This is a genomic window from Testudinibacter sp. 'clade 2', assembly GCF_006227735.1.
Taxonomy (GTDB): Bacteria; Pseudomonadota; Gammaproteobacteria; order Enterobacterales; family Pasteurellaceae; genus Chelonobacter.
In genome coordinates, this window is sequence record NZ_VDHB01000069.1 from 1 (window position 1) to 26436 (window position 26436).

Sequence of the window (26436 nt, forward strand, 5' to 3'; positions counted from 1 at the left end):
ATCAACTTTAATTGATTTTGTGAGCATGATCGAAGAATAGGTGTGTGAAGATACAAGGGGTAAGTGTAAAACTACGGTGAGATTGTTAAACGGCTATAAGATGAAATAAAAATAAGAAAAAGCCGAATAGAAATATTGATTCCGATTCGGCTTTTCTAACGCTTTAGATCAACAGACCCTAAACTCAGGCTAACTAAACCGCCCCTCTCCGGCTTTTTGCATAAGTATCAAACGATACTGCGAGGATAATAATAGCCCCCATGATGATTTGTTGGTAGTAGGCGGAGACGTCCATTAGCACTAATCCGTTGATCAGGACACCCATGATAATTGAGCCGAAGATGGTGCCGGTGATGCGGCCATAACCGCCCATCAGGGAGGTGCCGCCGATGACCACGGAAGCGATAACCCGTAGTTCAAATGCCACTCCGGCAACAGATTCGGCGCTGCCTAAGCGGGCGCTTAAGATAAAACCAGCCAGACCTGCCAGTGCGCCGATGACCACATAGACGCTGATCAAAGTACGGTTGATGTTGACACCAGCCAAGCGAGCGGCTTCTGGGTTGCCGCCGACGGAATAGACATAGCGTCCCCAGCGGGTTTTGTGTAGTGCGATATAGCCGAGAATGGCGACAATGGCAAAGATCACCACCGGAACCGGCACTCCTAGCAGATCACCACGCCCCCACCAGCGGTAGCCTTGGTCAAAACCGGCGATCGGCGCACCGTCGTTAATCACCAAGGTCAGACCACGCCAAATAGTCATGCCGCCTAAGGTGACGATAAACGGTGGAATTTTCAATTTGGTTACGCCCAAACCATGCAGCCAGCCGATGAAAGTTCCCATCGCCAAACAGATTCCCAAGCCGACTAACCAACTCATGCCGCCCCAAGCACCGGGTTCGACAGTGACGGTGTTGTCACCTTTAATCACGTGGGCGGCAAAAATTGCACACACCGCCAGCACGGAGCCGACGGAAAGGTCAATTCCTGCAGTTAAAATCACGAAAGTCATGCCGACCGCCATGATGCCGAAAATAGAGACTTCGGTCAGGATGTTAAAGATATTGCGTTCAGATAAAAACGCACTGTTTTGGAATTGGAAAAAGATAATCAAAAATACCAGAAAAACCAGCACCCCAAATCGCTCGAAAAAGGCAATCGGGTCTTTTTTACCATTTTCGTCCACAATTCCTAAATTTTTTAGCATGTTCTCAAACATAATACTTTCCTTATCTTACAAGGCTGCTTAATGCCGGTTTACACCGATCGCCATCATTGACATCAATTTTTCTTCGGTGGCATCATCACCGTGGATCTCACCGGTCACTTTTCCTTCCGAAAGGGTGATAATCCGGTCGGAAATCGCCATGATTTCCGGCAAGTCGGAGGAGATCACCAGCACGGCAACCCCTTTTTTCGCCATATCGAACAGCACTTGATGCACTTCGGATTTTGCGCCGACATCAATGCCGCGCGTCGGTTCGTCAACAATTAATACTTTTGGGTTTAATGACATACAGCGGGCAAGAATAATTTTCTGTTGATTTCCGCCGGATAGTTTGCGCGCTTCCAAGGAGGCGCTTGCCATTTTGATACTGAGTGCTTGACGGTAGGATTCGATCAAATCCGTTTCACGGTTCTCATTCACAAACCATTTCATGGTGAGCAGATTTTTTAAATTGGAAAGCGTCATATTGGTGCGAATCGGTAAGCCGAGTACCAGTCCCTCTTTTTTACGGTCTTCCGGCACCAGCGCAACGCCCAGATCCAATGCTTCCAATGGGGAGTTGGCATGATAAGATTTGCCGTTGAGGGTGATTTCGCCTGATTGGTAGTGATCGGCGCCAAACAGGCAACGCGCAATTTCGGTTCGTCCTGCACCGACCAAGCCGGCGATCCCCAACACTTCGCCTTGATGAATATCGAAACTGACATCGTGCAGTGCAATACCGTGTGGATCCATTTGTGGTTTTTCTTTTTTTAGATGACGGACGGATAGCACCACCGGTTTATCTTTATGTTGGGTTTCACTTGATGGGCGGCGGTTGAAGATGACATTACGTCCGACCATCATACGGATAATTTCATCTACATTGGTTTCGGCAACGTTGCCTTCACCGGTATATTTGCCGTCTTGGAAAACGGTGAAACGATCGCATAGCGCAAATACTTCGTTGAGGCGGTGGGTGACATAAATAATGCTGACCCCGCGGGATTTTAGATCACGCACAATTTGATGCAGGGTTTCCACCTCTTTATCGCTCAATGCCGCAGAGGGTTCGTCCATGATAATTAGCTTGGCATTCAAGGTTAAAGCACGGGCAATTTCAACCATTTGTTGTTGTGCGACGCTCAATTGCGCCACCTGTGCATTGGGTGAGATATTGAGTTTGAGATTATCCAGCACCATTTTGGCTTCTTGTTCGAGATTTTTGCGATCAACAAAGATGCCTTTGGTTAATGGTTCACGCCCAAGGAAAAAATTCTCCGCTACCGTCATATTCGGCAACAGATTGAACTCTTGATAAATAGTGACGATGCCTTGCAGCTGTCTGGCGTGCGGGCTGTCGTTGATATCCAAGGTTTTACCATTGAAAATGATCTCGCCACTGGTTTGCGGCTGTGCGCCGGACAAGGCTTTCAGCAAAGTGGATTTTCCGGCACCGTTTTCACCCAACAAGGCATGAACTTCCCCGGCAGCAACCTGTAATTGCACACCGTTCAGTGCCAAGATGCCGGAAAAACTTTTGGTAAGATTCTGGACTTTTAATAAAGGGGCTGACATATAGACCTCTCAGATCCGGCTGCAATATGCTGGATAGTGCAGCCGGAAATTGATTTATTTCACTTCTCCGATTCGTTCTGCGTCATTTAAGTTACTTTGCGTGATCACCGTCGGGGCGAAATCCAGTCCTTTAACCTCTGCACCACCACGCGCTTTGGCGACGACTTGCTCAAGTGCGGTTTTGACCGCATAACTTGGGCGTTGATCGGCAGTAGCGTATAACCAACCCTCTTTAATACGAGACAAAGCTTCCGGGCCGGCATCAAATCCGGTGACCAAAATATCACCGGCTTTATAGCCCAGTCCGTTCAGCGCTTCAATCGCCCCTAAAGCCATATCGTCGTTAGCGGCTAAAATAACATCCGGTTTTTGTTTCAGGGTTGGTAGCACACTTTCAATAATCCGCAATCCTTCGGAACGTAACCAGTTGCCGGTTTGATCGACCAAAATGTTGTATTTGCCATCTTTTAGCCCATCACGAATGCCGTTCATCCGTTCGATATTGGAGCTGGATCCTGGTTGTCCGGTTAGCAAAATGATATTGGCACCGTCCGGGAATTTTCCTTTCACGACGTTGGCGATTTCTTGTCCGCCGGTGTAGTTATTGGCGCCAAAGTGCGGTATCGGCTCGCTGCTTTGTACTTTACGATCCAACGTTGCGGTTGGAATTTTTTCGTCGATAATCTCTTCCACCGCGGCGGCAATCGCATTGACATCGTTAGGGGCGATGATAATCCCTTTTGCGCCTTTGGTAATTGCATTTTCTAAGTCGGCGGCTTGCTTGGTGGAGCTGCTTTGCCCGTCGAGAACTTGTAAATTGACTTGTAATTCTTTCGCGGTATTCATCGCGGATTTGGAGAGTTGCACTTCAAATGGACTGGATAAGTTCGGCAGGCTGAAAACTACCAATTCATCTTTTGCATAAACATTAAACGCTAAGCCAAGCGTTAACAAAGAAAGGGCTAATTTACGACTTGTTTTCATATATTCACCTCATAATATTTGGACGTGACATAATACGATTAGAAACATCAATCATAGCTACGTCATGGTATTTAAAACTGAAACTGCCTGACTTTGACTAAACAGTGGTGAAAAGACAGGTGGTTTCGGATACGACGTTAAAGGGCGATTTATTTAATTTAGAATAAAAAATCAATAATTTCTAATGTTTGAAATGTTTAGTTCATTTCGAAATGAAGAATAGCATTACCTGAAATGCTGTCAATAATATTGGAAAATTTGTTTCAATTTTGTTAAGCAGATCATAAAAATTGTCTATGATCTGCTGAAATTTGCTAGTTGTTTTTATTCGGAATAGACATCAACCCAGGCTTTGCTTGCGGCAGATTTGGCAATGGCTTCTAAAACACGCGACACTTTATAGCCTTCTTCAAAGTCAGGCCACATTGGCTTGTCTTCGGTTAAACCAAGGATTAAATCACGGATTTCAACGGTTTTTTGATCATTAAAACCAATGCCATGACCGGCACTGACGCAAAACGGTTTGTAGTCCGGATGCAGAGGGCCGGTGAGCAGTGTTTTGAAGCCTTGGCGTGCCGGGCTATCGTCATGTAGATAGAGCTTCAATTCCGCCATTCGTTCTTGAGTATAGCTAATGGTGCCCTTAGTACCGGTCACTACATAGGTTAAGCCCATTTTGCGTCCACAGGCAATTCTTGAGGTTTCAATCGTGCCCATCACCCCATTGGCAAAACGCAGCAGGCTACTTGCCTGATCTTCATTTTCAACCTGAATCAGCTTGCTTGGGTCTTGCGGATCCGGGCGCTGTTTGATCACAGTTTGCAGATCGCCACTGACACTGACAATATCTTCGCCCAGTAAATATTGCGCCATATTGACAATATGTGCGCCAATATCACCCAACGCCCCTAAGCCGGCCTTTGCCCGATAACAGTGCCAGTCAATCGGGGTGTTCGGGCTGGCTAAATAGTCTTCATTGTGGGTGCCGTAAAAGTGAATGACTTCACCGATTTCACCGTTGCGAATAATCTCTCTTGCCAGTTGGCTGGTGGGATTTTTCATATAGTTAAATCCGACCAACGTTTTAATCCCGGCTTGGGTGGCGGCATCATACATCTCTTTGGCTTCAAGTGCGGTTAGCGCCAACGGTTTTTCTGAGTACACGTGTTTGCCGTGTTTAATCGCTTCCAGTGCAATCTCGCGGTGCAAAAAATTGGGCGTACAAATATCCACTACATCCACATTCGGGTCACGCACCACATCACGCCAATCGCCAGAGGAGCGTTTGAAGCCAAACTCCTGTGCTTTTTGTGCTGCTAGCTCCGGGGTGATTTCTGCCAGATATTCCAGCACTAATTTGCCCTGTAAATTAAAAACAGTGGGAGCCTGTGCGTAGGCAATTGCGTGGCAGCGTCCGATATAACCGGTGCCGATCAGTCCGATTCTGACGGTATTCATTGTGTTCTCCTTACATTTATCGCTTTAAAAAAGGCGGATATTCAATCCGCCCTCTTATGTTGTATCTTCGTTGTACTCACCATAAATGGTTACAATGTCGGCATACTAAATGCCGCGCCTTGTTCCCGCACATTGTGATTCGGCCAGCGGCTGGTGATGGTTTTCATACGAGTATAGAAACGCACACCATCAGGGCCGTATACATTCAATGCGCCGAAAATCGAGGCTTTCCAACCGCCAAAGCAATGGTAGGCAATCGGCACCGGAATCGGCACATTAATCCCGACCATGCCGGCTTGCACGTCTTGGCTGTATTGTCTGGCGGCGTCGCCGTCACTGGTGAAAATCGCACTGCCGTTGCCGTATTGGTGATCGTTGATCAGCTTGATTGCACTGGCATAATCTTTGGCTCTGACCACACATAATACCGGTCCAAAAATCTCTTCTTGATAGATGCTCATCTCGGTTGTGACGTGATCGAATAGACTGCCACCGATAAAATAGCCGTTTTCATGCCCGGCAACTTTGTAATTGCGTCCGTCTACGACGAGCGTTGCCCCAGCGGCTACACCTTGATCAACATAGCTTGACACTTTTTCCAAGTGCGGTTTTGAGATCAACGGTCCCATATCGTTTTCTTTCTGTCCTTCCGGCAACACGCCCGGACCGATACGCAACGCTTCTACTTTTGGTTTCAGATTATTGACAATCGCATCGGCTACGGCATCGTCAATGGTGACCGCAACCGACAGCGCCATGCAACGTTCGCCGGCAGCACCGAAAGCCGCACCCAGCAACGCATTCGCTGTCATTTCAATATCCGCATCCGGCATGATCAAGGCGTGGTTTTTGGCGCCGCCCAATGCCTGTACTCGTTTACCGTGCGCCGAACCGACTTCGTAGATATATTGGGCAATCGGAGTTGAACCGACAAAACTGACGGCTTGAATGCGTGGGTCACGCAACAGAATATCCACCGCTTCTTTATCGCCCTGCACCACGTTGAACACACCGTCAGGTAAACCGGCTTGTTGCAGCAACTCTGCCAAACGAATCGACAGCGACGGATCTTTTTCTGATGGTTTCAACACGAAAGTATTACCGCACGCCAGCGCAATCGGGAACATCCACATCGGCACCATCGCCGGGAAGTTAAACGGAGTGATCCCAGCGACCACACCCAACGGCTGCATCACTGAATGGGTGTCGATGCCGCGCCCGACATTGGCGGAGAACTCGCCTTTCAACAAGTGCGGTATGCCGGTGGCGAATTCTACCACCTCCAAGCCACGGGTTAATTCACCGATTGAATCGGAATAGATTTTGCCGTGTTCACTGGTGATCAATTTGGCGAGCTCATCAAAATTGGCTTCCAATAATTCTTTAAATTTAAATAAAATTCGAGCACGGCGTAGCGGAGATTGTTTCGACCAATCTGCATAAGCGGCTTGGGCGGCGGCAATTGCGGAATCCACCTCAGCGGCGGTACTCAATTTAACTTGTTTGGTTTGTTCACCGGTCGCCGGATTGAACACTGGTGTTAAACGGGCGCTTTGACTTTCAACGGTTTTACCATTGATAAAATTTGGAATAAACTGGCTCATATTTCTCCTCGATACAAATCGGCTGATGACAATTAAGGCATATTTCAGGGATACAATACCCCTATGAAATATTTTTTTCAATCGAAAACCGTAAAAAATGAAATTTTTGTTTCATTTTTTGTGATCCAAGTAGAATCTTGCAAAAGATCTGATTCAGCAAAAGCCGATTGTCGCTTATACTTTTGCTTAAAAGAACCACAGACGCTAAAACAGAGGTTAGTCATGAGCCCATTACTGTCCAAATCCAATGCTATTAATAACGGCTTTCGCCAACAAATCACCCCGCAAAACGCCAATTGGGAATACGTCGGTTTCGAACTGCTGCATCTGTCCGCCGGTCAGTCGCAGGAAATCAACACTGAAAATACGGAAGTTTGTTTTGTGGTGGTGTCCGGTTACGCTTCATTTGCGGTCGATGGAAAAATTTTCGAACATCTAGGCAACCGCACTTCGCCTTTTGAGCGGATTCCACCGTATTCACTGTATGTGCCGCATCATAAACAGGTGAGAGTGATAGCTGATACCGAGGTGGAGCTGGCCATTTGTCGTGCGCCTAGCAATGGCAACTTACCGATTCGGGTGATTAAACCGCAAGATGTCGGCGTGGAAAAACGTGGTTTCGGCAATAATCAGCGCTTGGTGCACAATATCTTGCCGGAAACTGAAGCCGCCGACAGTTTATTGGTGGTCGAAGTGTTTACTGACGAAGGCAATACCAGCTCGTTCCCGAGCCATAAACATGATCAGAAAAATTCAGAAACCGAAACTTATTTGGAAGAAACTTACTACCACCGTTTCGAGCCGCAACAGGGCTTCTGCCTGCAACGGGTTTATACCGACGACCGCACGTTGGACGAATGTATGGCGGTTTACGATGGCGATGTGGTCAAAGTGCCGAAAGGCTACCATCCGGTGTCAACCATTGCGGGTTATAACAACTATTACTTAAATGTGATGGCAGGTCCGCTACGCAAATGGCGTTTCAGCTGGGAGCAGGATCATCAATGGATCAACAGTGAAGAATATGCGCGGAAGTTTAGGTAATTACGCTTCTCTTTTCATTGCAGCTGAGCGGCTAACTTTTTAGCCGCTCACTGTTTTTTAAAACTAAACCCTCGCAATTAAAGCCTCCCCATTACTAGCCCCTTTTTTCGGTTGCTCGGTCGGGTTAAACCCCTGCGCTAACCATTTATCATTAGAGCGAATCATTTTGCGATAGTGGGTTGGCGAGAAGCCGGTGTATTTTTGAAAATTATCATAAAACCGGCTGATGGAGTTGAATCCGGCGGTCAGCGAAATATCTAGCATGGTTTTGTCGGTGTCGCTCAACAGGGCTTTGGTGTGGTTAATTCGCATCATGGTGATGTATTGCTTAATTGTCAGCTGCATCACGCTTTGGAATAGTCCCATTGCATAATTGGTATTTAATCCGACCGCACTTGCCACATCGTTCACGGTTAAAGACTTGCTGTAATGGCTGGCAATGTGGTCGAGCATTAAGCTGACATAATGCTGAGTGTGTTTGGACGATTTTTGTTGACCGTTCGGCTCATACACTTTTTCCAACAGCAATTGCCAACCGTCCAAGGCGATCCGTTTTATCATCAATTCGATTTCATCATAAACCAACTGCTGGCGGCTCAAGGCGGGCATTTTTAACTCTTTTTCCCAACGCGCCACTTCAAATTGGCTGACGAGATCCGGATTCAACGATTGGATAATCATGCCGTGAGTAATATGATTGATTAAATCTTGCGGCAGCGGCCAAGACAGAAACAGATGCACCGGCACATCCAGTACCGCCATTGCCTTGCATTGTCGGCAATCAACCACACGATGCGGAACCGAAGCCCAAAATAGGGTGATATGGTTTGCCTTTATCGTCACGTTGTGACCGTTAAAAATATAGTCCACATCGTCATCAAACGGAATATTGATCTCCATATGACCGTGCCAGTGATAGCCCGGCATGGCTGCCGGTGGATATTGCAGATTCACTCTTAACGGCTGGTTATCAGAATACAGTGCCAACGGGCTAATGCTTTCGCTGCCAAAGGTATCGCCTTCGACCGCTTTAAAGCGTGCGGTTTGTAACATCGTTTTTTTCATTGGTTATCACTCCAAAATCTCTCTTTATTGCGATTAAGGCTAACATTTTTATCATGTGCAAAATAGTATTTTTCCGTTAAATAATCCTGAAACTTCAGATTATGTCGTGATGATCCATAAAAATGAGCTTTCAGGAATTTTATCGGATAATTCGAAGCGACTTCCTTAAATGAGTAGTGCCATGATGAAGGTAGAATTCAAATGACAACTCACCACTGTAAAGGAGTAAATCCGTATGAATGCACCTAAAATTACCTTTATCGGCGCCGGCTCAACCATTTTTGTGAAAAATATTCTGAGTGATGTTTTCCATAAACCGACATTGAAACAGGCGAAAATCGCACTGATGGATATCGACCAAACACGTTTGCAGGAATCACAGTTTGTGATCGATAAATTGATGCGATCCGCCGGGGCAAATGGCAGTATCGAATGCTATACCAATCAAAAAGAAGCACTGCGTGATGCGGATTTTGTGGTGGTGGCATTTCAAATTGGCGGCTATGAGCCTTGTACCGTCACCGATTTTGAGATCTGTAAAAAATATGGATTGGAACAAACCATTGCCGATACGCTCGGCGTTGGCGGCATTATGCGGGCGCTGCGCACCATACCGCACTTATGGCAAATCTGTGAAGATATGACTGAAGTTTGCCCAAATGCCACCATGCTGAACTATGTTAACCCGATGGCGATGAACACCTGGGCGATGTATGAAAAATACCCACACATCAAACAGGTCGGGCTGTGCCATTCGGTGCAGGGAACTGCTGAAGAATTGGCGCACGATTTGGAACTGAACCCGGACGATTTGCGCTACACCTGTGCCGGCATCAACCATATGGCATTTTACTTAAATCTGGAAAAACGCTTAGCGGACGGCAGCTACGCCAGTATTTATCCTGATCTGTTAAACGCATTTGAACAAGGCACCGCACCAAAACCGCGAATCGATCACAACCCGCGCTGTAATAACCTTGTCCGCTACGAAATGCTGAAAAAATTAGGTTATTTCGTTACTGAATCTTCCGAGCACTTTGCCGAATACACGCCATATTTCATTAAGCCAAATCGTCCTGACTTAATCGAGCGCTACAAAGTGCCATTGGATGAATATCCGAAACGTTGTGTTGAACAAATTGCTGCTTGGAAAAGTGATCTGGAAAAATATAAAAAAGCGGACAGTATTCAAATGCCGGAGTCGAGAGAGTATGCCAGCACGATTATCAATGCTATTTGGACGGGCGTGCCAAGCGTGATTTATGGCAATGTGCAAAATACCGCATTGATTGATAATTTGCCGCAAGGGTGTTGTGTTGAAGTGGCTTGCTTGGTTGATGCCAACGGTATTCAACCCACTAAAGTCGGTTTATTACCGAACCATTTAGCCGCACTCATGCAAACCAACATCAATGTACAACGGCTCACCACTGAAGCCATTTTGAGCGAAAATCGTGATCGTATTTATCACGCAGCCATGCTCGATCCGCACACCGCCGCCGCATTAGGCTTGGATGAGATTTACAGTTTGGTCGATGAGTTGTTGGTGGCGCATAAAGACTGGATGCCGCAATGGATCTACCGTTAATCACCTGACATTAATCGGAAATGCCGGAATGCCCGACATTTCGTCAAAATAAAAGGACGTGTTATGAGCTTATCAATGAAAACCAAAATCAGCTTTGGACTCGGTGCCTACGGTAAAGATTTTGCTATCGGTATCGTGTATATGTACTTGATGTATTACTACACCGATGTGCTGGGTGTCAGTGCGGCAATTGTCGGCACCATCTTTATGGTGGCACGGGTTTGGGATGCATTAAATGACCCGATTATGGGCTGGATTGTTAATAGCACCCGCTCCCGTTGGGGAAAATTCAAACCTTGGATTCTAATCGGCACGATTGTCAATTCCCTTGCGCTTTTCGCCCTCTTCTGTGCCGATTTTTTTAGCGGCACGGCACAACTTGTTTATATTGCAGTCACTTATATTCTTTGGGGTATGACTTATACCCTCATGGATATTCCGTTTTGGTCATTAACCCCGACCTTAACACTGGAGCAGCGCGAACGTGAAGAACTCGTGCCTTACCCACGCTTTTTTGCCAGCCTGGCGGGTTTTGTCACCGCCGGAATATGTATGCCGTTTGTCGATTATGTCGGCGGAGCGGATAAAGGCTATGGTTTCCGCATGTTTACCCTTGTCATCATCGCTTTCTTCATTGCTTCGACCATTATCACCCTGGCCAATGTCAAAGAGAAATATTCATCGGATCAATTTGAAGATAGCGATCAGCCGGCTAAGAAAATCCCGTTGAAAACCTTAGTCTCATTGATTCCGAAAAATGACCAACTGTCCAGCCTGCTAGTGATGGCGCTGTGCTATAACATTGCCGGTAATATTATCTCAGGCTTTGCGGTGTACTACTTTACTTATGTTGTCGGCGATAAAGAGTTATTCCCGTACTATATGTCGTATGCCGGTATCGCTAATCTTACCGTAATCATCTTGTTTGCCCGTTTAGCCAAACTGTTTTCACGCAAAACGTTATGGACGAGTATTTCAATCTTCTCCATTTTAAGCTGCGCCATTTTGGCATATACCGGTTTGGTCGATCACGGCAACATCTTTTTAATCATCACAGCCGGCGTCTTTATGCAAATTGGTAGTGCTTTATTCTGGACACTACAAGTGATCATGGTGGCGGATACGGTAGATTATGGTGAATATAAACTGGGCATCCGTTCCGAAAGTATCGCCTATGCGGTACAAACCATGGTGGTCAAAGCCGGTTCTGCGGTATCGGCCTTTTTGATCGGGGTGCTACTGACGGCAATTCATTACGTCCCGAATGTCGCCCAAACCCCGGAAACCATTTTCTGGATGGAAATGATTATGATCGCCTTACCGATTTTGTTCTATGTGATTAAATTATGTGTCTATTTCCGTTATTACAAATTACACGGCGATCTATTGGCGAAAGTCAATATCCGATTATTGGATAAATACCGTGTCGCCGACTAACGGATTATCTTAAAAAGTAAAAAACCTGTAGCGACAAACTACAGGTTTCAGGCTTCGATAGAGCGGTTTATGAGGGGCAACCGTGCACGGAAAAACGCTTTTATTCTTTGCGTTTAAACGCCAGTGAGATTGCCAGCGTTTGCACCAAGGTCATGGTGGCACATTGTGAGCGGAAGCCGCTGACTTGCGCTTCTTTGACCACGAAAGCCACATCACTGAAGCCGACGAGCGGACTGATTTGGCTGTCGGTGATGGCAATTTGCTTCACGCCGCTTTTGGCAACGGCATTCATAATATTAATGGTTTCTTTAGCGTAAGGCGAAAAGCTGATTGCGACCACCACATCGCCCGGCTTAATCAGATTCAACTGTTCTTCAAACATACCGCCCAAGCCGTCGATAATATACGAGTGGCAATCCAGATGATGCAACGCATAATTTAAATAACTGGCGACACTGAAAGAACGTTTTAGCCCAATAATAAAAATATTGTTGGCAGAATGCAGCAGCTCGACCGCACTTTCAAGCTGCTCAGGGCTGATTTGATTGACCAATTGCAATAAAGCCTGATTATTCGCTTGAGCAAATACATTCAGGATCTCGTTCGGCGCTCCTTGTGTGGCATTGTCGGGATCAATTTTATCGAACAAAACCGCTCTTTCACTGTAATTAACCGTCTCTTCCATCAGGTTTTCGCGAAATATCTGTTTCATTTCGTTAAAACCGCTGTAACCAAACGCATTGGCAAAGCGAATCAAGGTGGACGGCGGCACGTCTGCTCGTTCGGCGATCACCGCTACGGTGTCGAATACGATACTATTTGAGTTATCCAGAATGTATTTAGCCACTTGCTTCAAGCGTTTACTCAGATTGTCATAGCGATCTCGAATTTGGCTTTCTAGTTGTTCAAGTTCTAATGATTTATTCATTTTATGTATCTCTGGAAGAAACGGACCTAAACATTATAAGGGCTTTTAAAATTAATTATAGTTTTTATGATTTAATAAACCGAATAAAATTATCTCTATTTTTTTGCAATGTTTTTTAAATTTAGTGACTTAATTTAACATAACGCCACTGAACGAATCAGTGGCGTTACCACAAAGCGATTAAGGCAACAATTTTTCATCGCGCCATAAATCTGCATAACTTTCACGACGTTTGATCAAATGAGCTTGGTCGCCATCGACCATCACTTCGGCGGTGCGTGGGCGAGAATTGTAGTTGGAAGACATACTGGCACCGTAAGCACCGGCAGAGCGTTGTGCGATTAAATCGCCTTCGGCGATTGTCAGCTGGCGCTGCTTGCCGAGAAAATCGGAAGTTTCGCAAATCGGGCCGACGATATCGTAAACCGCACTTTGGCGTTGTTCGGTTTGTGCTAAAGTGCGGTCAACCTCGATAATTTCCATATAGGCTTGATACAGCGCAGGGCGGATCATATCGTTCATTCCGGCATCGACAATCGCAAAATGGCGTGATTCATTGCTTTTCAGATATTCGACTTTGCTGACTAAAATCCCAGCGTTGGCAGTGATCGCACGTCCCGGCTCAAGGATAATTTCCAGTTGCGGATAGGCGCTTAATTTGGCTAAAAGTGCGGTGGTGTATTCACTTGGATGTGGCGGTTGTTCGCCGTGATACGGCACGCCCAAGCCACCGCCCAGATCAAGGTGGCGTAGTTCGATGCCGTCTTCGTTAAGTTGCTGCATCAGCACCAATAAACGGTCGGTTGCGTCCAAAAACGGTTGTAATTCAGTCAATTGCGAACCAATGTGGCAGTCCATGCCACTGATGTTGATGTGAGGCAATGATTGTGCCAAACGGTAAACCGCTCTGGCTTGATCAACGCTGACACCAAATTTGTTTTCTTTTAAACCGGTGGAGATGTAAGGGTGGGTTTTGGCATCGACATCCGGGTTGACCCGTAGCGAAATCGGCGCAATTTTGCCCATTTTCCCTGCAACCTGGTTAATTCGTTTCAATTCGGAAATGGATTCAACATTGAAACAGCGAATGCTGACTTCCAGCGCTCTGGCGATCTCTTGCTCTGTTTTTGCCACACCGGAAAATACGATTTTACTGGCATCACCGCCTGCTGCCAACACGCGTTCCAACTCTCCTTGTGACACAATATCAAACCCCGAACCGAGTTTTGCCATCACATTCAACAGGGCAATATTCGAATTGGATTTAACGGCATAACAGATTAAATGCGGGTGATCGCCGAAAGCGTTATCAAAAGCGTGCCAGTGGCGTTCGAGAGTGGCGCGGGAATAGATATACAGTGGGGTGCCGAACTGTGCGACAATGTCGCTGACTGCGACGTTTTCCGCCATAAGGCGGTTGTGTTGATACTGAAAAAAATCCATATTATTTCACTCTGTTGTTATATTTTATTTTGAGGTTTGGCTTGCTGTTGGCTGTTCGGTCTGTGGAAAATAGAGTGGACCTTTCACGCCACAAGCGGTGATACCCAACAACATTGAAGCCGCCAACAGACAGCGCCAGCATTTTTTCATTCTGATTTCCTCATCTTTTTCAATTCTATTGATAACGGCTATTTTTACCATTAATTGTGGCTTTGTGCTATCACAATTGTGTTAAAGCCACTATAATTTGTCACCACTGATTCAGTAAAGAACCGATATTTTATGAACGTAGCAGAATTTCATCAACAGGTTGAACAAACCTGGTCTTACATTGAAGAACAACTTGATGAGCAAGAAGTGGACGTTGATTGTGACACGCACGGCTCAGTTTTTTCTATCACTTTTGAAAACGGGCAGCAGATTGTGATCAACAAACAAGAACCGTTGCTCGAGCTGTGGTTGGCAAGCAAACTGGGCGGCTACCATTTCAAATTTCACGACGGGCAATGGCTGACCGCTGATCAGCAAGCGTTTTTTCCGTTATTGAGCGAAGCGCTCAGTGCGTATTACGGTGAAACGGTGACCGTGGCTTAATGTCTGCTGAACCGTCCAATGCCCCGACCCTGCAAACCGCACTTGCTGTGTTACAGCAAGTGTTTGGTTATCATGCCTTTCGTCAAGGGCAGCAGCAAGTTATTGAAGCGTCGTTAAGCGGGCAGGACAGCTTGGTGGTGATGGCGACCGGCAGTGGTAAATCGCTGTGTTATCAAGTGCCGGCGCTGTGTTTTGACGGTTTGACGTTAGTGATTTCGCCGTTGATTTCACTGATGAAAGATCAGGTCGATCAACTGTTAAGCAACGGGGTTGAAGCCGCTTATCTGAACTCGACCCAATCGTTTGCCGAACAGCAACAAGTGCAAAACAAAGCGATTAACGGCGAATTAAAACTGTTGTACATTTCGCCGGAAAAAGTGATGACCACCACATTTTTTCAGTTTATCTGCCAGTGTCGAGTCAGTTTTATTGCAATTGATGAAGCGCACTGTATCTCACAGTGGGGACACGATTTTCGTCCGGAATACACCGCACTTGGTGGCTTGAAAAAGAGTTTCCTCAATGTGCCGGTGATGGCGCTGACTGCTACTGCCGACAGTGCCACGCGTAAAGATATTCTACAACACCTCGATCTAAGCCAACCTTATCACTATATCGGCAGTTTTGATCGCGCCAATATCCGTTACACCTTGGTTGAAAAATACAAAGGCGTAGAGCAGATGTGCCGTTTTGTGCTGGCGCAAAAAGGCAAGAGCGGTATTGTGTATTGCAACAGCCGCAAAAAAACCGAGCAACTGTGTGAAAGCCTGCAACGGCGTAAGGTCAGCTGTGCGCCGTACCATGCCGGCATGACGATTGAGCAGCGTGAAGCCACGCAACTGGCGTTTCAGCGCGATAATATTCAAGTGGTGGTAGCGACGGTGGCATTCGGTATGGGCATCAACAAATCCAATGTACGCTTTGTGCTGCACTTTGATTTGCCGCGCAGCATTGAAGCCTATTACCAAGAAACCGGGCGTGCCGGGCGTGACGATCTGCCGGCAGAAGCGGTGTTGTTATATGATCCGTCCGATTACGCTTGGTTGAATAAAATATTATTGGAAAAACCGGAAAGCCCGCAGCGCCAAATTGAACAACATAAATTGCAGGCGATGGGAGCCTTTGCTGAATCGCAAATTTGCCGCCGTTTGGTGCTGCTGAACTATTTTGGTGAACACCGTAGCACACCGTGCAAAAACTGCGATGTCTGCCTCGATCCGCCCAAATCTTACGACGGCTTGCTGGACGCGCAAAAAGTGATGTCGGTGATTTACCGTATCGGGCAAAATTTCGGCACACATTATGTAGTAGCAATCTTGCGCGGTTTACAGAATCAGCGGATTAAAGAGCATGGGCACGACACACTGTCGGTGTTCGCCATCGGTAAAGATCAGAGCCAAGAGTATTGGATGAATGTGATCCGCCAGCTGATTCATCTGGGCTATATCGAACAGAATATCATGCAGTTTTCCGCGCTGCGCCTGACTGAAGCTGCCCGCCCGATTCTACGCGGCGAAACCGCACTTTCATTGGCAACCCCACGTCTGTCAATGTCGGTGATTCAGCGCACGCAAAGTTCCAGCTTGAAAGATTATGACAAAGATCTGTTTGCTCGTCTGCGTTTTCTACGCAAGCAGATTGCCGACAAAGAGAGCATCCCGCCGTATATCGTGTTTAATGATGCTACCTTGCAGGAAATGGCGCAGCTGATGCCGACCTCCAATAATGAAATGTTACAAATCAACGGCGTCGGGCTGCGCAAGTTGGATCGCTTTGCGCAACCGTTTATAACGTTGATTAAAGAACATCAGAAAAACCTGAAAAACGCTCAAACGTCGCCTTCTGTTTTTGATTAGGGTCTATAACTCAAATTATAAACAAAGATCAACAGACCCTCATTATTGCATAAAAAAACAGCTATATTGCTATAGCTAGCTACCGTTTTACGGTATGATTCAAGCTATAAATCACAGCATAAATAAAAGGAGAAGCTATGCAAACCCCAACGGAAATGCAATTGGATCGTCTGGTTCACGGCTATTGGCGCTTGAAACAATGGAATTTAACCCCGCAGCAATTATTGCAATTGACCGAGCAGGTTATCGAGCTGGGGATTCGCACTTTTGACCATGCCGCCTGCTATGGCTCGTTTACCAACGAGGAAGCGTTCGGTCAAGCGCTGAAATTAAAACCATCTTTGCGCCAAGAGATCACACTGATCACCAAGTGCGGTATCTTGTTCCCAAGTCAGGAATTTCCGACCATTGACAGCCATTACTACGACAACAGCTACGAACACATCGTTGCTTCGGCGGAGCGCTCTATCGCCAAAATGCAGTGCGGCTATCTCGATTTGCTTTTGATTCACCGCCTCTCTCCTTGTGTTGATCCGGAACAGGTTGCCAAAGCCTTCGAACATCTGCACAGTAGCGGCAAAGTGCGGTATTTCGGCGTATCCAACTACACCCCGTCGAAGTTCAGCATGCTACAATCCTACCTCGACCAACCGCTGCTGACCAACCAGATTGAAATCTCGCCGTTGCATTTAGCCCCATTTGACGACGGTACGCTCGATTATTTAATGGAAAAACGGATTCGCCCAATGGCATGGTCGCCACTGGCTGGCGGCGAACTATTCAACAAAGACAATCCTGCCGGGGTGCGGGTACGCAAAGCCTTGCTAGACATTGGACAACGCTTTAACCAAACCCATCTCGATACCCTCGCTTATGCCTGGCTGCTCAGCCACCCGGCAAAAATCACCCCAGTGATCGGCTCCGGCGAACTGCGCCGGATTCAAAGAGCGGTCGACGCCCTCTCAATCCGGTTCACCGAACAAGATTGGATCGAAGTCTATAAAGCCGCACAAGGGCATGATATTCCTTAATTATTCTTAACCACTTAGAAAGCCGCTGGTGTACAGTTCAGATATTCAGCGGCTTTTTGTTTGACAGCAGATAAAGAAGTACGGTTAGGCTTGTTGCACGGCTAACTCACGATCTTTTTCCTGCTCACGTTTAACACACTGGCGTTCATAGGCTTTAAAGAACGGATAATAGATAAAAATATCCAAAATAATCAATCCGATACTTAAAACAGGTGCCCAAATATCGCCGCCGGAGACTAAATAAGCGCCGATTGGTGCAGGTGTTGTCCACGGTGCCATCAGATAGACCCGGTGAATCAAGTCAAAATCTAAGATCAAATAGGCGATTATTGCATTTGCCATCGGTGCAAAAATTAACGGGATAAAGAAGAGCGGATTGACCACCATCGGTACGCCGTAAACAATCGGTTCGCCGATAGAGAAGAAAGACGGTACCAACCCGATTTTGCCGATTGAACGTAAATGCACCGAGCGGCTGCGAACCAGTAAAAATGCCAGCGCAATCACCCCGCCGGAAGCGCCGTGTACGATATAAAAATCCCAAAAGGAGTTGGTAACAATAAAAGGAAGTGGTTCACCCGCTTGTAACGCCGCCAAATTGGCCGCCATATTTTGCAGTAAGAACGGGGTCCAAAGCTGCATTAATACGAGGGAGCCGTTAATGCCCAAGAACCACAGTAAGTGGGTAGCAAATACAAACAACATAATCGCCCCAAGCGAATCGCTGACTTTGATCAACGGCGCCATATAGTCCATGATTAGCTGCGGAATGGTGACACCCATCGCATGTTCAACATAAATCGAAAACGGGAAAATAGTGACCAACATGGCTAAAATCGGGATCACGATATTCAGCGATTCGGCGACCGCACTTGGCACTTCTTTTGGCAGACGGATGCGGATATTCAAATATTCCAGCAAACGGGTGACTTCTACGGTGTAAATCGCAACGAAAATCGCAGAAAACAGCCCGATACCGCCGAAAAATTTAATGTCCATTGCACCGTCTTTCACCGGTGCGGCGATCAGTAAAAACGTCATCACTGATAGAAACGCTGCTGGCAGCGGCTCCCGTTTATAAGCCTTGGCGAGGTTATAGGCTATACTGGCGGAGGTAAATAACGAAATCGCATTGAACGACATTTGGAAAAATGTCCAGCCGTAATCGCTTGCCCAAGTGGCAAAACGCCACCAAGCGATGCCGAAACTATTAGTGGTGTTTTGATCAAAAGGAGGAATCAGTAAAATCATGATAAAACTGCCGACAATCAAGAACGGCAGAACCACGATAAAGCCATCACGGATAGCGGAAATGTGCGGCTGTTTTTCTAACTTAAGTGCGGTCGGGGTGACGTATTTATCCATATAACGGATCATTTTTTGGCTAAACTGGCTCATCACGCCCCTCCTATTCGCCGTTGACAGCTTTGAAGCATAACACTTGCCAAGCCGATTGATAGTTGTGCACGGTAATTTCCACGTTATCGCCTTGCCGTTGTTGCGAGAATTCTACTGCCGGATTCAAAGCGCTGACAGTCGTGTTGCAAGGTAGCGAAAAACGGGTCTCACCGGTGTGGAGCCCGCTGACGAAGCAGTACAGGTCGGTCTCTTTTTTGGTGAAATGGAAATCCAAATCGGCTTGGCGATAAGATTCGCGGTGGCTGCAACGGCTAGCATAAATTCCTTCGCCGTTCACTTCCAACCAATTGCCAAGTGCGGTTAGGCGCTCAACTTGTCCGTTTGGAATCGTGCCGTCGGCTTTCGGCCCGACGTTCAGCAATAAATTGCCATTGTTGGCGACCACTTCCACCAACAGCGCCACCAATTTCTCCACCGAAATCAAATCGTCATCGCTTTCGTTTTGGTTATACCCGAATGACAGCCCCAAGCCACGACACATTTCCCATTTCCGCTCACGGGAGGCTTCGCCGTGTTTATACTCTTTCGAAGTGAAATCGCACCACAAGCCGTTCCAACGATCATCGACCACGCCGTCTTCCACCTGATTATAGTAGTGAGAAAACAGGCTCGGTAGCATATGCTCGCCCTGTTTCGGCCAGCCGATATCGTTCCATAGTACTGCCGGCTGATAGTCGTCGATTAGCTCTAAGACCTGATTGAAAGCATAATCGGCGTAAGCATAAGTTGGGCTGGCATTTGACATATTTTGGCTTTCGGTGAAAATCGGCGCACAGGAAAATGTCCAATCGATAACGCCGGAATAATAGGTTCCCATTTTTAAGCCGACCGCTTCGACCGCACTTTTCAAATCGCCCAAAATATCACGCTTCGGTCCGTGATTCAGGCAGTGATAATCGGTGTAACGGCTTGGGAAAAGACAGAAACCGTCATGGTGTTTGGTGGTCAATACCACATATTTTGCCCCTGCTTGTTTAAATAATTGCGCCCATTCCGCCGGCTGCCACTTTTCGGCTTTCCAAAGCGGCAGAAAATCACGATAGCTGAAATCTTTGCCGTAAGTTTGGAGGTGGTGCTGATAAGTCGGACCTTGCTTGACGTTAATCGAATTAAAATACCATTCTGCGTAAGGATTATTGCAAAACCACTGTTCATCAATTTCAATTTCTCCCAGCTCCCAAGTCAAGGGCGCAAACGCTGGTACGGAATAAATTCCCCAATGAATAAAAATACCGAATTTATAATCATCATACCAATCGGGTAGAGGGTGGGTTTTAACAGATTCCCAAGTTGCAGAATAGAATTTTTTCATAATAATTCCTCACGGTAATATTATTTAATAGTGAATTCATATGGATATACAGCTTTTAAATATTCATATCAATATGCTCAATTGCTTGCTCCCATTCAATCAAGTCATAATTAATATGAAATCAAGATTTCAAAATATGATCAAATAGAAACAGTATTTTATTTAATTGGCGTGGTTTTTTGTGACAGCTATCACTGAAATGCATAGAAAAAGAGTGTGAGTATTAGATTTTAGATGCCCGAATCGCCGTCTGATTTGGAAAAAACAGGCATCGAAATTGACCGAGTATGCTATTTGATTAACTCATACTGAATCACAAAAAGTGCGGTTTCGTTCGGATAAATTTCCCGAATAACGGTTTGCAGCTGGGGCAGTGTCATATTTTCTTGTGCAGCATGTTGTGAATTTAGTTGTTCAAAAGTGATCGGCGTGACCGATAAGATCCGGATTTGGGCAAACCAACGCTGTGTTTCATTGGTGAAAACATCGACAATACTTTGTGGTTGATAGTCGCTTTCGCTTTGATCTCGAATCGTAATGGTTTTGCTGCCGTTGAGAATATCTTGTTCAAAGCGTTGGAAAAAGGTGATTTGGGTTGGGGCAACCATGTTGGTAGATTCCTGAAGTGAATGATCATTGGTGTAAATTATAGGAAGAATGAGAAAGAGTTGCTATACTCAAATGCAATCTATATTTAAATATAAATGCTATCCCGATGACTATAATTACCAAAAAAACGCCGTTATATATCAATATAATTGAAAAATTGAAACATGAGATCCTATCCGAAACGATTCATGGTTTTCTCCCGTCGGAAGCGGAATTGCAAAAAATGTTTGGTGTTTCACGTTCGGTGATACGTCAAGCGCTGGCTAAATTAGAGGTGGAAGGTTTAATCAGCAAAGCGCAGGGAAAAGGCAGCTTCGTGTTGCCGGTTAATCGGATTCATCGGGTAGTGCAGTCGTTAAACGGTTTGGGTATGCAAATCGAGAAAATGGGAACGATGGTTAATACAAAAATCATCTCTTTTGAATTAGTGGATTATGATAAAGCCAATCAATTTTGGAATGAGAAGCAAGCATTGTATTTAGCACGAATCCGCTCCGATATTACCCAGCCAATTGCTTATATCGAAACTTATTTGCCGACAAAGTATCTAAGTTGGCTTAGCCCTGAGAAGTTAGTGAATACCTCTTTACATAAGATTTTAAAGCAAGATGCCGATGTTGAACTAGAACGTTCGACCCGCCATATTTATGCCATTGCGGCGCCGTCACATATTGCGGAACACTTGAATATTCCTATCGGTAGCCCTCTTTTACTGCTAAAAGGCACGACCTTTGATAAAAATAATAACATCGTCGAAGTTTTTTCGACTTATCATCGTGGCGATAAAATTATGTTTGATCTAGAAACCACAATTTAATTTTACTGATTGACAATCTAAATCTTCTGCTACATTATAACTTGTACGTACAAGTTGTGCGTAATTATATTCTAAGGAGATGGTTATGTCAGTTAATCAGATAGACTCAAAGACTCAAACGTTAGTTCCTTTATATGATTGGATGAACAAGATTCCGGGTGGAACGATGGTTGTGCCTCTTATATTGGGATCAATTATCGGTACTTTTTTTCCGGAGTTTTTGGGTATAGGTTCATTCACTACCGCACTTTTCAAATCCTCAGCCGGACCTTTGATTGCATTATTAATTTTTGCAACGGGTATGCAGATTACCGTTCGTAGTTCCGGACCGGTCTTGGCGCACACAGGAGTAGTCCTGCTATTTAAAACCATTATTCCAGCAGGATTAATTACGCTGATCGGTTTGGTTGTCGGTTCAGACGGCATTATGGGAATTTCGCTTTTAGCAATATTAACTGTAGTCGCTAACTCAAACGGTGGTATCTGGCTGGCATTTACTGGTAAGTATGGCGATTATCGCGATAGAGGGGCTTATGTCGCATCGGCGGTTAATGACGGACCTTTTTTTGTTTTACTGTTTCTTGGGGTTTCCGGATTGGCGGATATTCCATTTTCGCTCATGTTAGCGGCGGTTATTCCGTTATTGGTCGGTATGGTTATTGGGAATCTTGATCCTAAATGGACCAATATTATGAAGCCGACCGGGGCGATTGTTATTCCGTTTTTTGCATTTGCGCTTGGTACCGGAATCAATTTGCATTCTATTGTCACCGGTGGCGCAACGGGAATTATTTTAGGTGTCGTCGCTTCTTTGTTGACCGGTGCTTTTGTTTATTTTGGCTATAAAGTGATTCTTAAAAGAGGAACACAATCAGGGATAGGATTTGCTGCCGGAACCACTGCCGGTAACGCGATTATTACACCGGAAATTGTTGCGCAGGCTGATCCGAATATGGCGCAGTACGTTCAAACGGCAACTGCGCAAATAGCCGCAGCAGTGTTGGTGTCTGCGATTTTGGCTCCGTTGGTTGCGGCTTGGGTGTTGAAACGTCAGGGCGGCTTGGAAGATCATTTTAAAGAGGGTAATTGATATGAAAAATAATATTCTTGTGATTGCCGATGATTTAACCGGCGCTAATGATACTGGCGTAATGTTTGCCGAGAACGGATTTTCGACTATCTTACAGGTCAATTCCGATTATTTACATCAGACGGATTTCTCACAAGCTGAAGTATTTACGGTTTCTACTGATGCACGTCCGGTCGGTGAAAAAGCAGTTCAATTGACTAAAAGTGCGGTTGAGGCTGGTTTACAAAACGGCATTGAGCAGATTTATTTAAAAATTGACTCGACGATGCGAGGTTCGGTTGCTTATCAGATAGAAGGTGCGCTGCAGGCTTGGCGTTTGCGTTATCCCGATGCGAAAGCTGTGATTTGTCCTGCCTATCCTGAAATGGGCAGGACAATCGAACAGGGGCATTTATATGTCAATGGCATTCCTGTGCATGAAACGGCATCAGGCAGAGATCCGATTTGTCCCGTGCCGTCTGCTTCAATGGATAAGCTGTTACCTCAAGCCGAGATTATCAGCGGATTTACATCTGAGCAAGAATTGCAGCATATCATTACGACATCAGCGGCAACGCAATTGGTGGTTGATGCCAAAACTGCACAGGATCTTAGTCTGATTGCCAATGTCATTGCGCAGTTAGGCAATCAGATTATTCCTATTGGTTCGGCCGGTCTGGCGCAGGTTCTGAAGAAATCGGCAAACAAGCCCGCTTCTCCTCACTCTTTTGCACTGTCACGTGCCCTTATTTTAGTGACCTCAGTGCATGAAATCAGTCAGGCTCAAGTCGATGAATATATCGCGACAACAGGCGGTAAAACCATTGTTTTCAGTCCGCATCCCTCACAATTAATTAACGCAACTATTTCGGAACCGGCCTTGAAACAGCAATTAAAAGCGCTGATCAACTGTAGCAAGGAGAACGTTATTATCCGTGCTAATCCGGCGAAAATTAATGCCGCAGGAAATATCAATGAAATTGCCCGCACTATTTCGGGATATCTGGCGGATTTAGGCAAATATTGTCTGGATAATGCGGATTTTGATACTTTAATTTTGTTTGGCGGAGATGGTGCAGCCGCACTTTTAGCGCGTTTACCGGTATATGAAATGAAGATTTTACATGCGGTTGTCGCAGGCGTTCCGCTGTGTCGTATTGCCGGCGGTACTTATCAAGGATTGAAAGTGATGACCAAATCCGGAGGATTCGGAGATAAGCAACTTTTAAGCAATATTATGCAGCAACATTCAAACAAGTAGGAGTGTAGGATTATGTCATTACCAATACTAGCGGTGACAATGGGGGATATTGCCGGAATCGGCCCTGAAATTACCGTAAAAACGTTATTAGCACACGCCGATTTAAGACGCAAAGCTAAATTATTTGTTATCGGCGATTATACTGCGTTAGCGAACGCTTGCGTGTTATCAGGATTTTCGGCAAGCCAAATTAAATTAGTGACGGATTTAAGCTGCTTAAACAACGATTCCAATGAAATAGAGTTGCTACAGATTGCTGATCCGTTGCCTGCGGTTCAAGCCGGTAAGATTTCCGCCGTAGCGGGTGATTCGGCATATCGTTTTGTTGTCGAAGCCTGTAAATTGGGGCGTGAAGGTAAAATTGACGGGATTGTGACCGCACCGCTCAATAAAGAAGCCATGCATGCCGGCGGTCATCATTGGCCGGGGCATACCGAAATCCTTGCGCATGAATTTGGTGTCAAAGATTATTCCATGATACTCTCTTCCGGTGATTTTTATCTGTTTCATTTGACAACCCACCAATCGTTGCATTCTGCAATTGATGCTTGTACCACAACACGCACTACTACCGTGATTAATTTAGCATTTGCATTGGCAAAATCATTAAATAAACCGAGTGCGAAAATAGGGGTCTGCGGGATTAATCCGCATGCCGGTGAAAACCGATTGTTTGGCGATGAAGATCTGGATCAACTTGCGCCTGCAATTCAACTTGCGCAGCGGCAAGGCATTAATATTCAAGGCCCGCTTCCTGCGGATGCTTTAATTCCGCAGGCGGTTCGAGGGAAATGGGATATAGTAATTGCCTGTTATCACGATCAGGGACACGCACCTTTTAAAGCGGTATATGGTGATGACGGTGTTAATATTACCGCAGGATTACCGATCGTTAGGGTGTCGGTTGATCATGGAACCGCCTTTGATATCGCTGGAAAAGGGATTGCTAGAGAAAACTCATTAGTCTTGGCTTGTGAACGAGCGGCAGAGTTGGCGCCCGGTTGGCATTTGGTGTGGAATTCGCTTTCATCTTAGTCCGATTTACTATTGTATTAAACTAAAACGAATACCGATCAGTCTAGGGCGGATATATAATCCGCCCCTGCAATTATCTATCAAATTCCTCGATAATATAAAGAGTACTGAAGCAGGATTTATGATAGAAATTAGTACAATACGCCTTTGGCTTCGTCGGAATCAATGTTGTCTTTGGTGACGAAAACCACACCGGTGTCGATGAATTTTTCAATAGTCTTGCCGTCGATGACGTCTTTAATGGCGGTTACGCCTTTGTAACCCATTTGATAGGAGGATTGCACCACGATGCCTTCTAAGGTACCGTCACGCACAAAGTTTTGCAGATCTTGGTTGCCGTCAAAGCCGACTGCTACCAATTTTCCGGCGTAGCCACGTTCTTTAATTGCGCGCGCCATGCCGACGGCGGTCGGTTCATTGGCACCGAAGATTGCAGTTAAATCCGGGTGGGAGGTCAATACGTCGATGGTTTGGTTAAGTGCGGTCACCATATCGGATTGAGAGTAGAAAGGACCGACCATGGTGATATCTGCATTTTGTTTAATTCTGTCCACAAAACCACCGGTACGTTCAATCGCACTGGCTGCGCCTGGTGTGAACGACATCACCGCCACTTTGCCTTTAGTGCCGTTTTTCTCCAGCAGTTTTTCCGCAGCCAATTTTCCGGCGGCACGATTATCGGTCGCCAAGAAGGATTGGTAATATTTGCCGTCGCTGTTGATGCCAGAATCGATCATCACCACCGGAATGCCTCTTTCAAAAGCGCCTTTAACCGCCGGAACCAATGCGTCTGGATCCGAAGCTGCCAACACAATGCCCGCAACGCCGCGATTGACGGCATTGTTGACCATATTGACTTGTTCATCAATGGCGGTTTCGGCTTGTGGGCCTTGGAATGAGATGTTGTATTGGCCACCGATGTCTTTGCCGGCTTCGACAGCGCCTTTATTCACATTTTGCCAGAAATTGGCATTGGCGGTTTTCACGATAACCGCGATTTCGTTTGATTTTGCCATCACCGGTGAGCTGATCAAAGCCGAAAAGCCAACGAGTGTTGCGATTGCTGCGAGTGCGTATTTTTTCATAGTTGTGCT

The 26436-nt window shown here is 45.9% G+C and carries 23 protein-coding genes; 10 read left to right on the forward strand and 13 right to left on the reverse strand.

Annotation, left to right across the window (positions count from 1 at the left end):
- Positions 1 to 193 precede the first annotated feature (193 nt).
- From FHQ30_RS06020 to FHQ30_RS06040, 5 genes are all read right to left on the reverse strand, one after another.
- On the reverse strand, positions 194 to 1222 hold the full coding sequence (locus FHQ30_RS06020) for an ABC transporter permease (RefSeq protein WP_139610485.1): 1029 nt from the start codon (positions 1220 to 1222) through the stop codon (positions 194 to 196).
- A gap of 27 nt (positions 1223 to 1249) precedes the next feature.
- Complete coding sequence (locus FHQ30_RS06025; protein ID WP_139609759.1) at positions 1250 to 2788, reverse strand: sugar ABC transporter ATP-binding protein; 1539 nt, start codon at positions 2786 to 2788, stop codon at positions 1250 to 1252.
- A gap of 54 nt (positions 2789 to 2842) precedes the next feature.
- Positions 2843 to 3772, reverse strand: a complete 930-nt coding sequence (locus FHQ30_RS06030; protein WP_139610484.1) for a substrate-binding domain-containing protein — start codon at positions 3770 to 3772, stop codon at positions 2843 to 2845.
- 324 nt (positions 3773 to 4096) lie between these two features.
- Positions 4097 to 5230 carry a Gfo/Idh/MocA family protein gene (locus FHQ30_RS06035; RefSeq protein WP_139610483.1) on the reverse strand — a complete coding sequence of 378 codons (1134 nt, stop codon included), beginning with the start codon at positions 5228 to 5230 and terminating at the stop codon, positions 4097 to 4099.
- An 89-nt stretch (positions 5231 to 5319) separates the two neighbouring features.
- Positions 5320 to 6834, reverse strand: a complete 1515-nt coding sequence (locus FHQ30_RS06040; RefSeq protein WP_139610482.1) for a CoA-acylating methylmalonate-semialdehyde dehydrogenase — start codon at positions 6832 to 6834, stop codon at positions 5320 to 5322.
- Between the two features lie 222 nt (positions 6835 to 7056).
- Here FHQ30_RS06040 and iolB point away from each other — a divergent pair, with 222 nt between their 5' ends.
- On the forward strand, positions 7057 to 7878 hold the full coding sequence (gene iolB, locus FHQ30_RS06045) for a 5-deoxy-glucuronate isomerase (protein WP_139610481.1): 822 nt from the start codon (positions 7057 to 7059) through the stop codon (positions 7876 to 7878).
- 63 nt (positions 7879 to 7941) lie between these two features.
- Here iolB and melR read toward each other — a convergent pair whose 3' ends face one another.
- A complete protein-coding gene (gene melR / locus FHQ30_RS06050; RefSeq protein WP_139610480.1) occupies positions 7942 to 8943 on the reverse strand; it encodes a transcriptional regulator MelR in 1002 nt (333 codons plus the stop codon).
- 235 nt (positions 8944 to 9178) lie between these two features.
- On the opposite strand from melR, the gene FHQ30_RS06055 reads away from it, so the two are divergent.
- The gene (locus FHQ30_RS06055) at positions 9179 to 10531 is read left to right on the forward strand and encodes an alpha-glucosidase/alpha-galactosidase (RefSeq protein WP_139610479.1); all 1353 of its coding nucleotides are present in this window, start codon (positions 9179 to 9181) and stop codon (positions 10529 to 10531) included.
- Between the two features lie 63 nt (positions 10532 to 10594).
- Positions 10595 to 11968, forward strand: a complete 1374-nt coding sequence (melB, locus tag FHQ30_RS06060; protein ID WP_139610478.1) for a melibiose:sodium transporter MelB — start codon at positions 10595 to 10597, stop codon at positions 11966 to 11968.
- A 100-nt stretch (positions 11969 to 12068) separates the two neighbouring features.
- Here the strand turns inward: melB and FHQ30_RS06065 are convergent, their stop codons facing one another.
- The 3 genes from FHQ30_RS06065 to lptM all read right to left on the reverse strand — a co-directional run bounded on the left by FHQ30_RS06065 (position 12069) and on the right by lptM (position 14489).
- On the reverse strand, positions 12069 to 12896 hold the full coding sequence (locus tag FHQ30_RS06065; protein ID WP_139610477.1) for a MurR/RpiR family transcriptional regulator: 828 nt from the start codon (positions 12894 to 12896) through the stop codon (positions 12069 to 12071).
- A 180-nt stretch (positions 12897 to 13076) separates the two neighbouring features.
- Complete coding sequence (lysA, locus tag FHQ30_RS06070) at positions 13077 to 14339, reverse strand: diaminopimelate decarboxylase (RefSeq protein ID WP_139610476.1); 1263 nt, start codon at positions 14337 to 14339, stop codon at positions 13077 to 13079.
- A gap of 24 nt (positions 14340 to 14363) precedes the next feature.
- A complete protein-coding gene (gene lptM, locus FHQ30_RS06075) occupies positions 14364 to 14489 on the reverse strand; it encodes an LPS translocon maturation chaperone LptM (protein WP_139610475.1) in 126 nt (41 codons plus the stop codon).
- Between the two features lie 132 nt (positions 14490 to 14621).
- On the opposite strand from lptM, the gene cyaY reads away from it, so the two are divergent.
- The 3 genes from cyaY (at position 14622) to FHQ30_RS06090 (ending at position 17820) form a co-directional block, all read left to right on the forward strand.
- On the forward strand, positions 14622 to 14933 hold the full coding sequence (cyaY, locus tag FHQ30_RS06080) for an iron donor protein CyaY (protein ID WP_132967858.1): 312 nt from the start codon (positions 14622 to 14624) through the stop codon (positions 14931 to 14933).
- Entirely contained in the window at positions 14933 to 16789 is a 1857-nt protein-coding gene (recQ, locus tag FHQ30_RS06085) for a DNA helicase RecQ (RefSeq protein ID WP_139610474.1), read from the forward strand. Before cyaY ends, recQ begins: the two co-directional genes overlap by 1 nt.
- A 137-nt stretch (positions 16790 to 16926) precedes the next feature.
- The gene (locus FHQ30_RS06090) at positions 16927 to 17820 is read left to right on the forward strand and encodes an aldo/keto reductase (protein WP_139610473.1); all 894 of its coding nucleotides are present in this window, start codon (positions 16927 to 16929) and stop codon (positions 17818 to 17820) included.
- 84 nt (positions 17821 to 17904) lie between these two features.
- Here the strand turns inward: FHQ30_RS06090 and FHQ30_RS06095 are convergent, their stop codons facing one another.
- The 3 genes from FHQ30_RS06095 to yqfB form a co-directional block, all read right to left on the reverse strand.
- Positions 17905 to 19197 carry a PTS sugar transporter subunit IIC gene (locus tag FHQ30_RS06095; protein ID WP_442805638.1) on the reverse strand — a complete coding sequence of 431 codons (1293 nt, stop codon included), beginning with the start codon at positions 19195 to 19197 and terminating at the stop codon, positions 17905 to 17907.
- Positions 19198 to 19228: 31 nt separating this feature from the next.
- Complete coding sequence (locus FHQ30_RS06100) at positions 19229 to 20551, reverse strand: alpha-L-fucosidase (protein WP_139610471.1); 1323 nt, start codon at positions 20549 to 20551, stop codon at positions 19229 to 19231.
- A 290-nt stretch (positions 20552 to 20841) separates the two neighbouring features.
- Complete coding sequence (yqfB, locus tag FHQ30_RS06105; RefSeq protein WP_139610470.1) at positions 20842 to 21159, reverse strand: N(4)-acetylcytidine aminohydrolase; 318 nt, start codon at positions 21157 to 21159, stop codon at positions 20842 to 20844.
- Positions 21160 to 21266: 107 nt separating this feature from the next.
- Between yqfB and FHQ30_RS06110 the strand changes: the two genes are divergently transcribed.
- The 4 genes from FHQ30_RS06110 to pdxA all read left to right on the forward strand — a co-directional run bounded on the left by FHQ30_RS06110 (position 21267) and on the right by pdxA (position 25342).
- Positions 21267 to 21977, forward strand: coding sequence for a GntR family transcriptional regulator (locus tag FHQ30_RS06110; protein WP_139610469.1), 711 nt, complete (start codon positions 21267 to 21269; stop codon positions 21975 to 21977).
- 142 nt (positions 21978 to 22119) lie between these two features.
- The gene (locus FHQ30_RS06115) at positions 22120 to 23067 is read left to right on the forward strand and encodes a 2-keto-3-deoxygluconate permease (RefSeq protein ID WP_139610486.1); all 948 of its coding nucleotides are present in this window, start codon (positions 22120 to 22122) and stop codon (positions 23065 to 23067) included.
- Position 23068: 1 nt separating this feature from the next.
- Positions 23069 to 24307 (forward strand): four-carbon acid sugar kinase family protein, encoded by a 1239-nt coding sequence (locus FHQ30_RS06120; RefSeq protein ID WP_139610468.1) that lies wholly within the window; start codon positions 23069 to 23071, stop codon positions 24305 to 24307.
- 12 nt (positions 24308 to 24319) lie between these two features.
- Positions 24320 to 25342, forward strand: a complete 1023-nt coding sequence (gene pdxA / locus FHQ30_RS06125; protein WP_139610467.1) for a 4-hydroxythreonine-4-phosphate dehydrogenase PdxA — start codon at positions 24320 to 24322, stop codon at positions 25340 to 25342.
- A gap of 131 nt (positions 25343 to 25473) precedes the next feature.
- Here pdxA and FHQ30_RS06130 read toward each other — a convergent pair whose 3' ends face one another.
- Positions 25474 to 26427, reverse strand: coding sequence for an ABC transporter substrate-binding protein (locus FHQ30_RS06130; RefSeq protein WP_139610466.1), 954 nt, complete (start codon positions 26425 to 26427; stop codon positions 25474 to 25476).
- Between the last annotated feature and the right edge of the window lie 9 nt (positions 26428 to 26436).

Coding starts and splice junctions, on each gene's coding strand:
- FHQ30_RS06115 (WP_139610486.1), top strand. CDS start 22,120: ATGAACAAGATTCCGGGTGGAACGATGGTTGTGCCTCTTATATTGGGA.
- yqfB (WP_139610470.1), bottom strand. CDS start 21,159: ATGGTTGCCCCAACCCAAATCACCTTTTTCCAACGCTTTGAACAAGAT.
- FHQ30_RS06020 (WP_139610485.1), bottom strand. CDS start 1,222: ATGTTTGAGAACATGCTAAAAAATTTAGGAATTGTGGACGAAAATGGT.
- FHQ30_RS06035 (WP_139610483.1), bottom strand. CDS start 5,230: ATGAATACCGTCAGAATCGGACTGATCGGCACCGGTTATATCGGACGC.
- FHQ30_RS06065 (WP_139610477.1), bottom strand. CDS start 12,896: ATGAATAAATCATTAGAACTTGAACAACTAGAAAGCCAAATTCGAGAT.
- FHQ30_RS06055 (WP_139610479.1), top strand. CDS start 9,179: ATGAATGCACCTAAAATTACCTTTATCGGCGCCGGCTCAACCATTTTT.
- melR (WP_139610480.1), bottom strand. CDS start 8,943: ATGAAAAAAACGATGTTACAAACCGCACGCTTTAAAGCGGTCGAAGGC.
- FHQ30_RS06095 (WP_442805638.1), bottom strand. CDS start 19,197: ATGATCCGTTATATGGATAAATACGTCACCCCGACCGCACTTAAGTTA.
- FHQ30_RS06025 (WP_139609759.1), bottom strand. CDS start 2,788: ATGTCAGCCCCTTTATTAAAAGTCCAGAATCTTACCAAAAGTTTTTCC.
- recQ (WP_139610474.1), top strand. CDS start 14,933: ATGTCTGCTGAACCGTCCAATGCCCCGACCCTGCAAACCGCACTTGCT.
- FHQ30_RS06100 (WP_139610471.1), bottom strand. CDS start 20,551: ATGAAAAAATTCTATTCTGCAACTTGGGAATCTGTTAAAACCCACCCT.
- FHQ30_RS06040 (WP_139610482.1), bottom strand. CDS start 6,834: ATGAGCCAGTTTATTCCAAATTTTATCAATGGTAAAACCGTTGAAAGT.
- pdxA (WP_139610467.1), top strand. CDS start 24,320: ATGTCATTACCAATACTAGCGGTGACAATGGGGGATATTGCCGGAATC.
- FHQ30_RS06120 (WP_139610468.1), top strand. CDS start 23,069: ATGAAAAATAATATTCTTGTGATTGCCGATGATTTAACCGGCGCTAAT.
- lptM (WP_139610475.1), bottom strand. CDS start 14,489: ATGAAAAAATGCTGGCGCTGTCTGTTGGCGGCTTCAATGTTGTTGGGT.
- FHQ30_RS06130 (WP_139610466.1), bottom strand. CDS start 26,427: ATGAAAAAATACGCACTCGCAGCAATCGCAACACTCGTTGGCTTTTCG.
- FHQ30_RS06030 (WP_139610484.1), bottom strand. CDS start 3,772: ATGAAAACAAGTCGTAAATTAGCCCTTTCTTTGTTAACGCTTGGCTTA.
- cyaY (WP_132967858.1), top strand. CDS start 14,622: ATGAACGTAGCAGAATTTCATCAACAGGTTGAACAAACCTGGTCTTAC.
- iolB (WP_139610481.1), top strand. CDS start 7,057: ATGAGCCCATTACTGTCCAAATCCAATGCTATTAATAACGGCTTTCGC.
- FHQ30_RS06110 (WP_139610469.1), top strand. CDS start 21,267: ATGACTATAATTACCAAAAAAACGCCGTTATATATCAATATAATTGAA.
- lysA (WP_139610476.1), bottom strand. CDS start 14,339: ATGGATTTTTTTCAGTATCAACACAACCGCCTTATGGCGGAAAACGTC.
- melB (WP_139610478.1), top strand. CDS start 10,595: ATGAGCTTATCAATGAAAACCAAAATCAGCTTTGGACTCGGTGCCTAC.
- FHQ30_RS06090 (WP_139610473.1), top strand. CDS start 16,927: ATGCAAACCCCAACGGAAATGCAATTGGATCGTCTGGTTCACGGCTAT.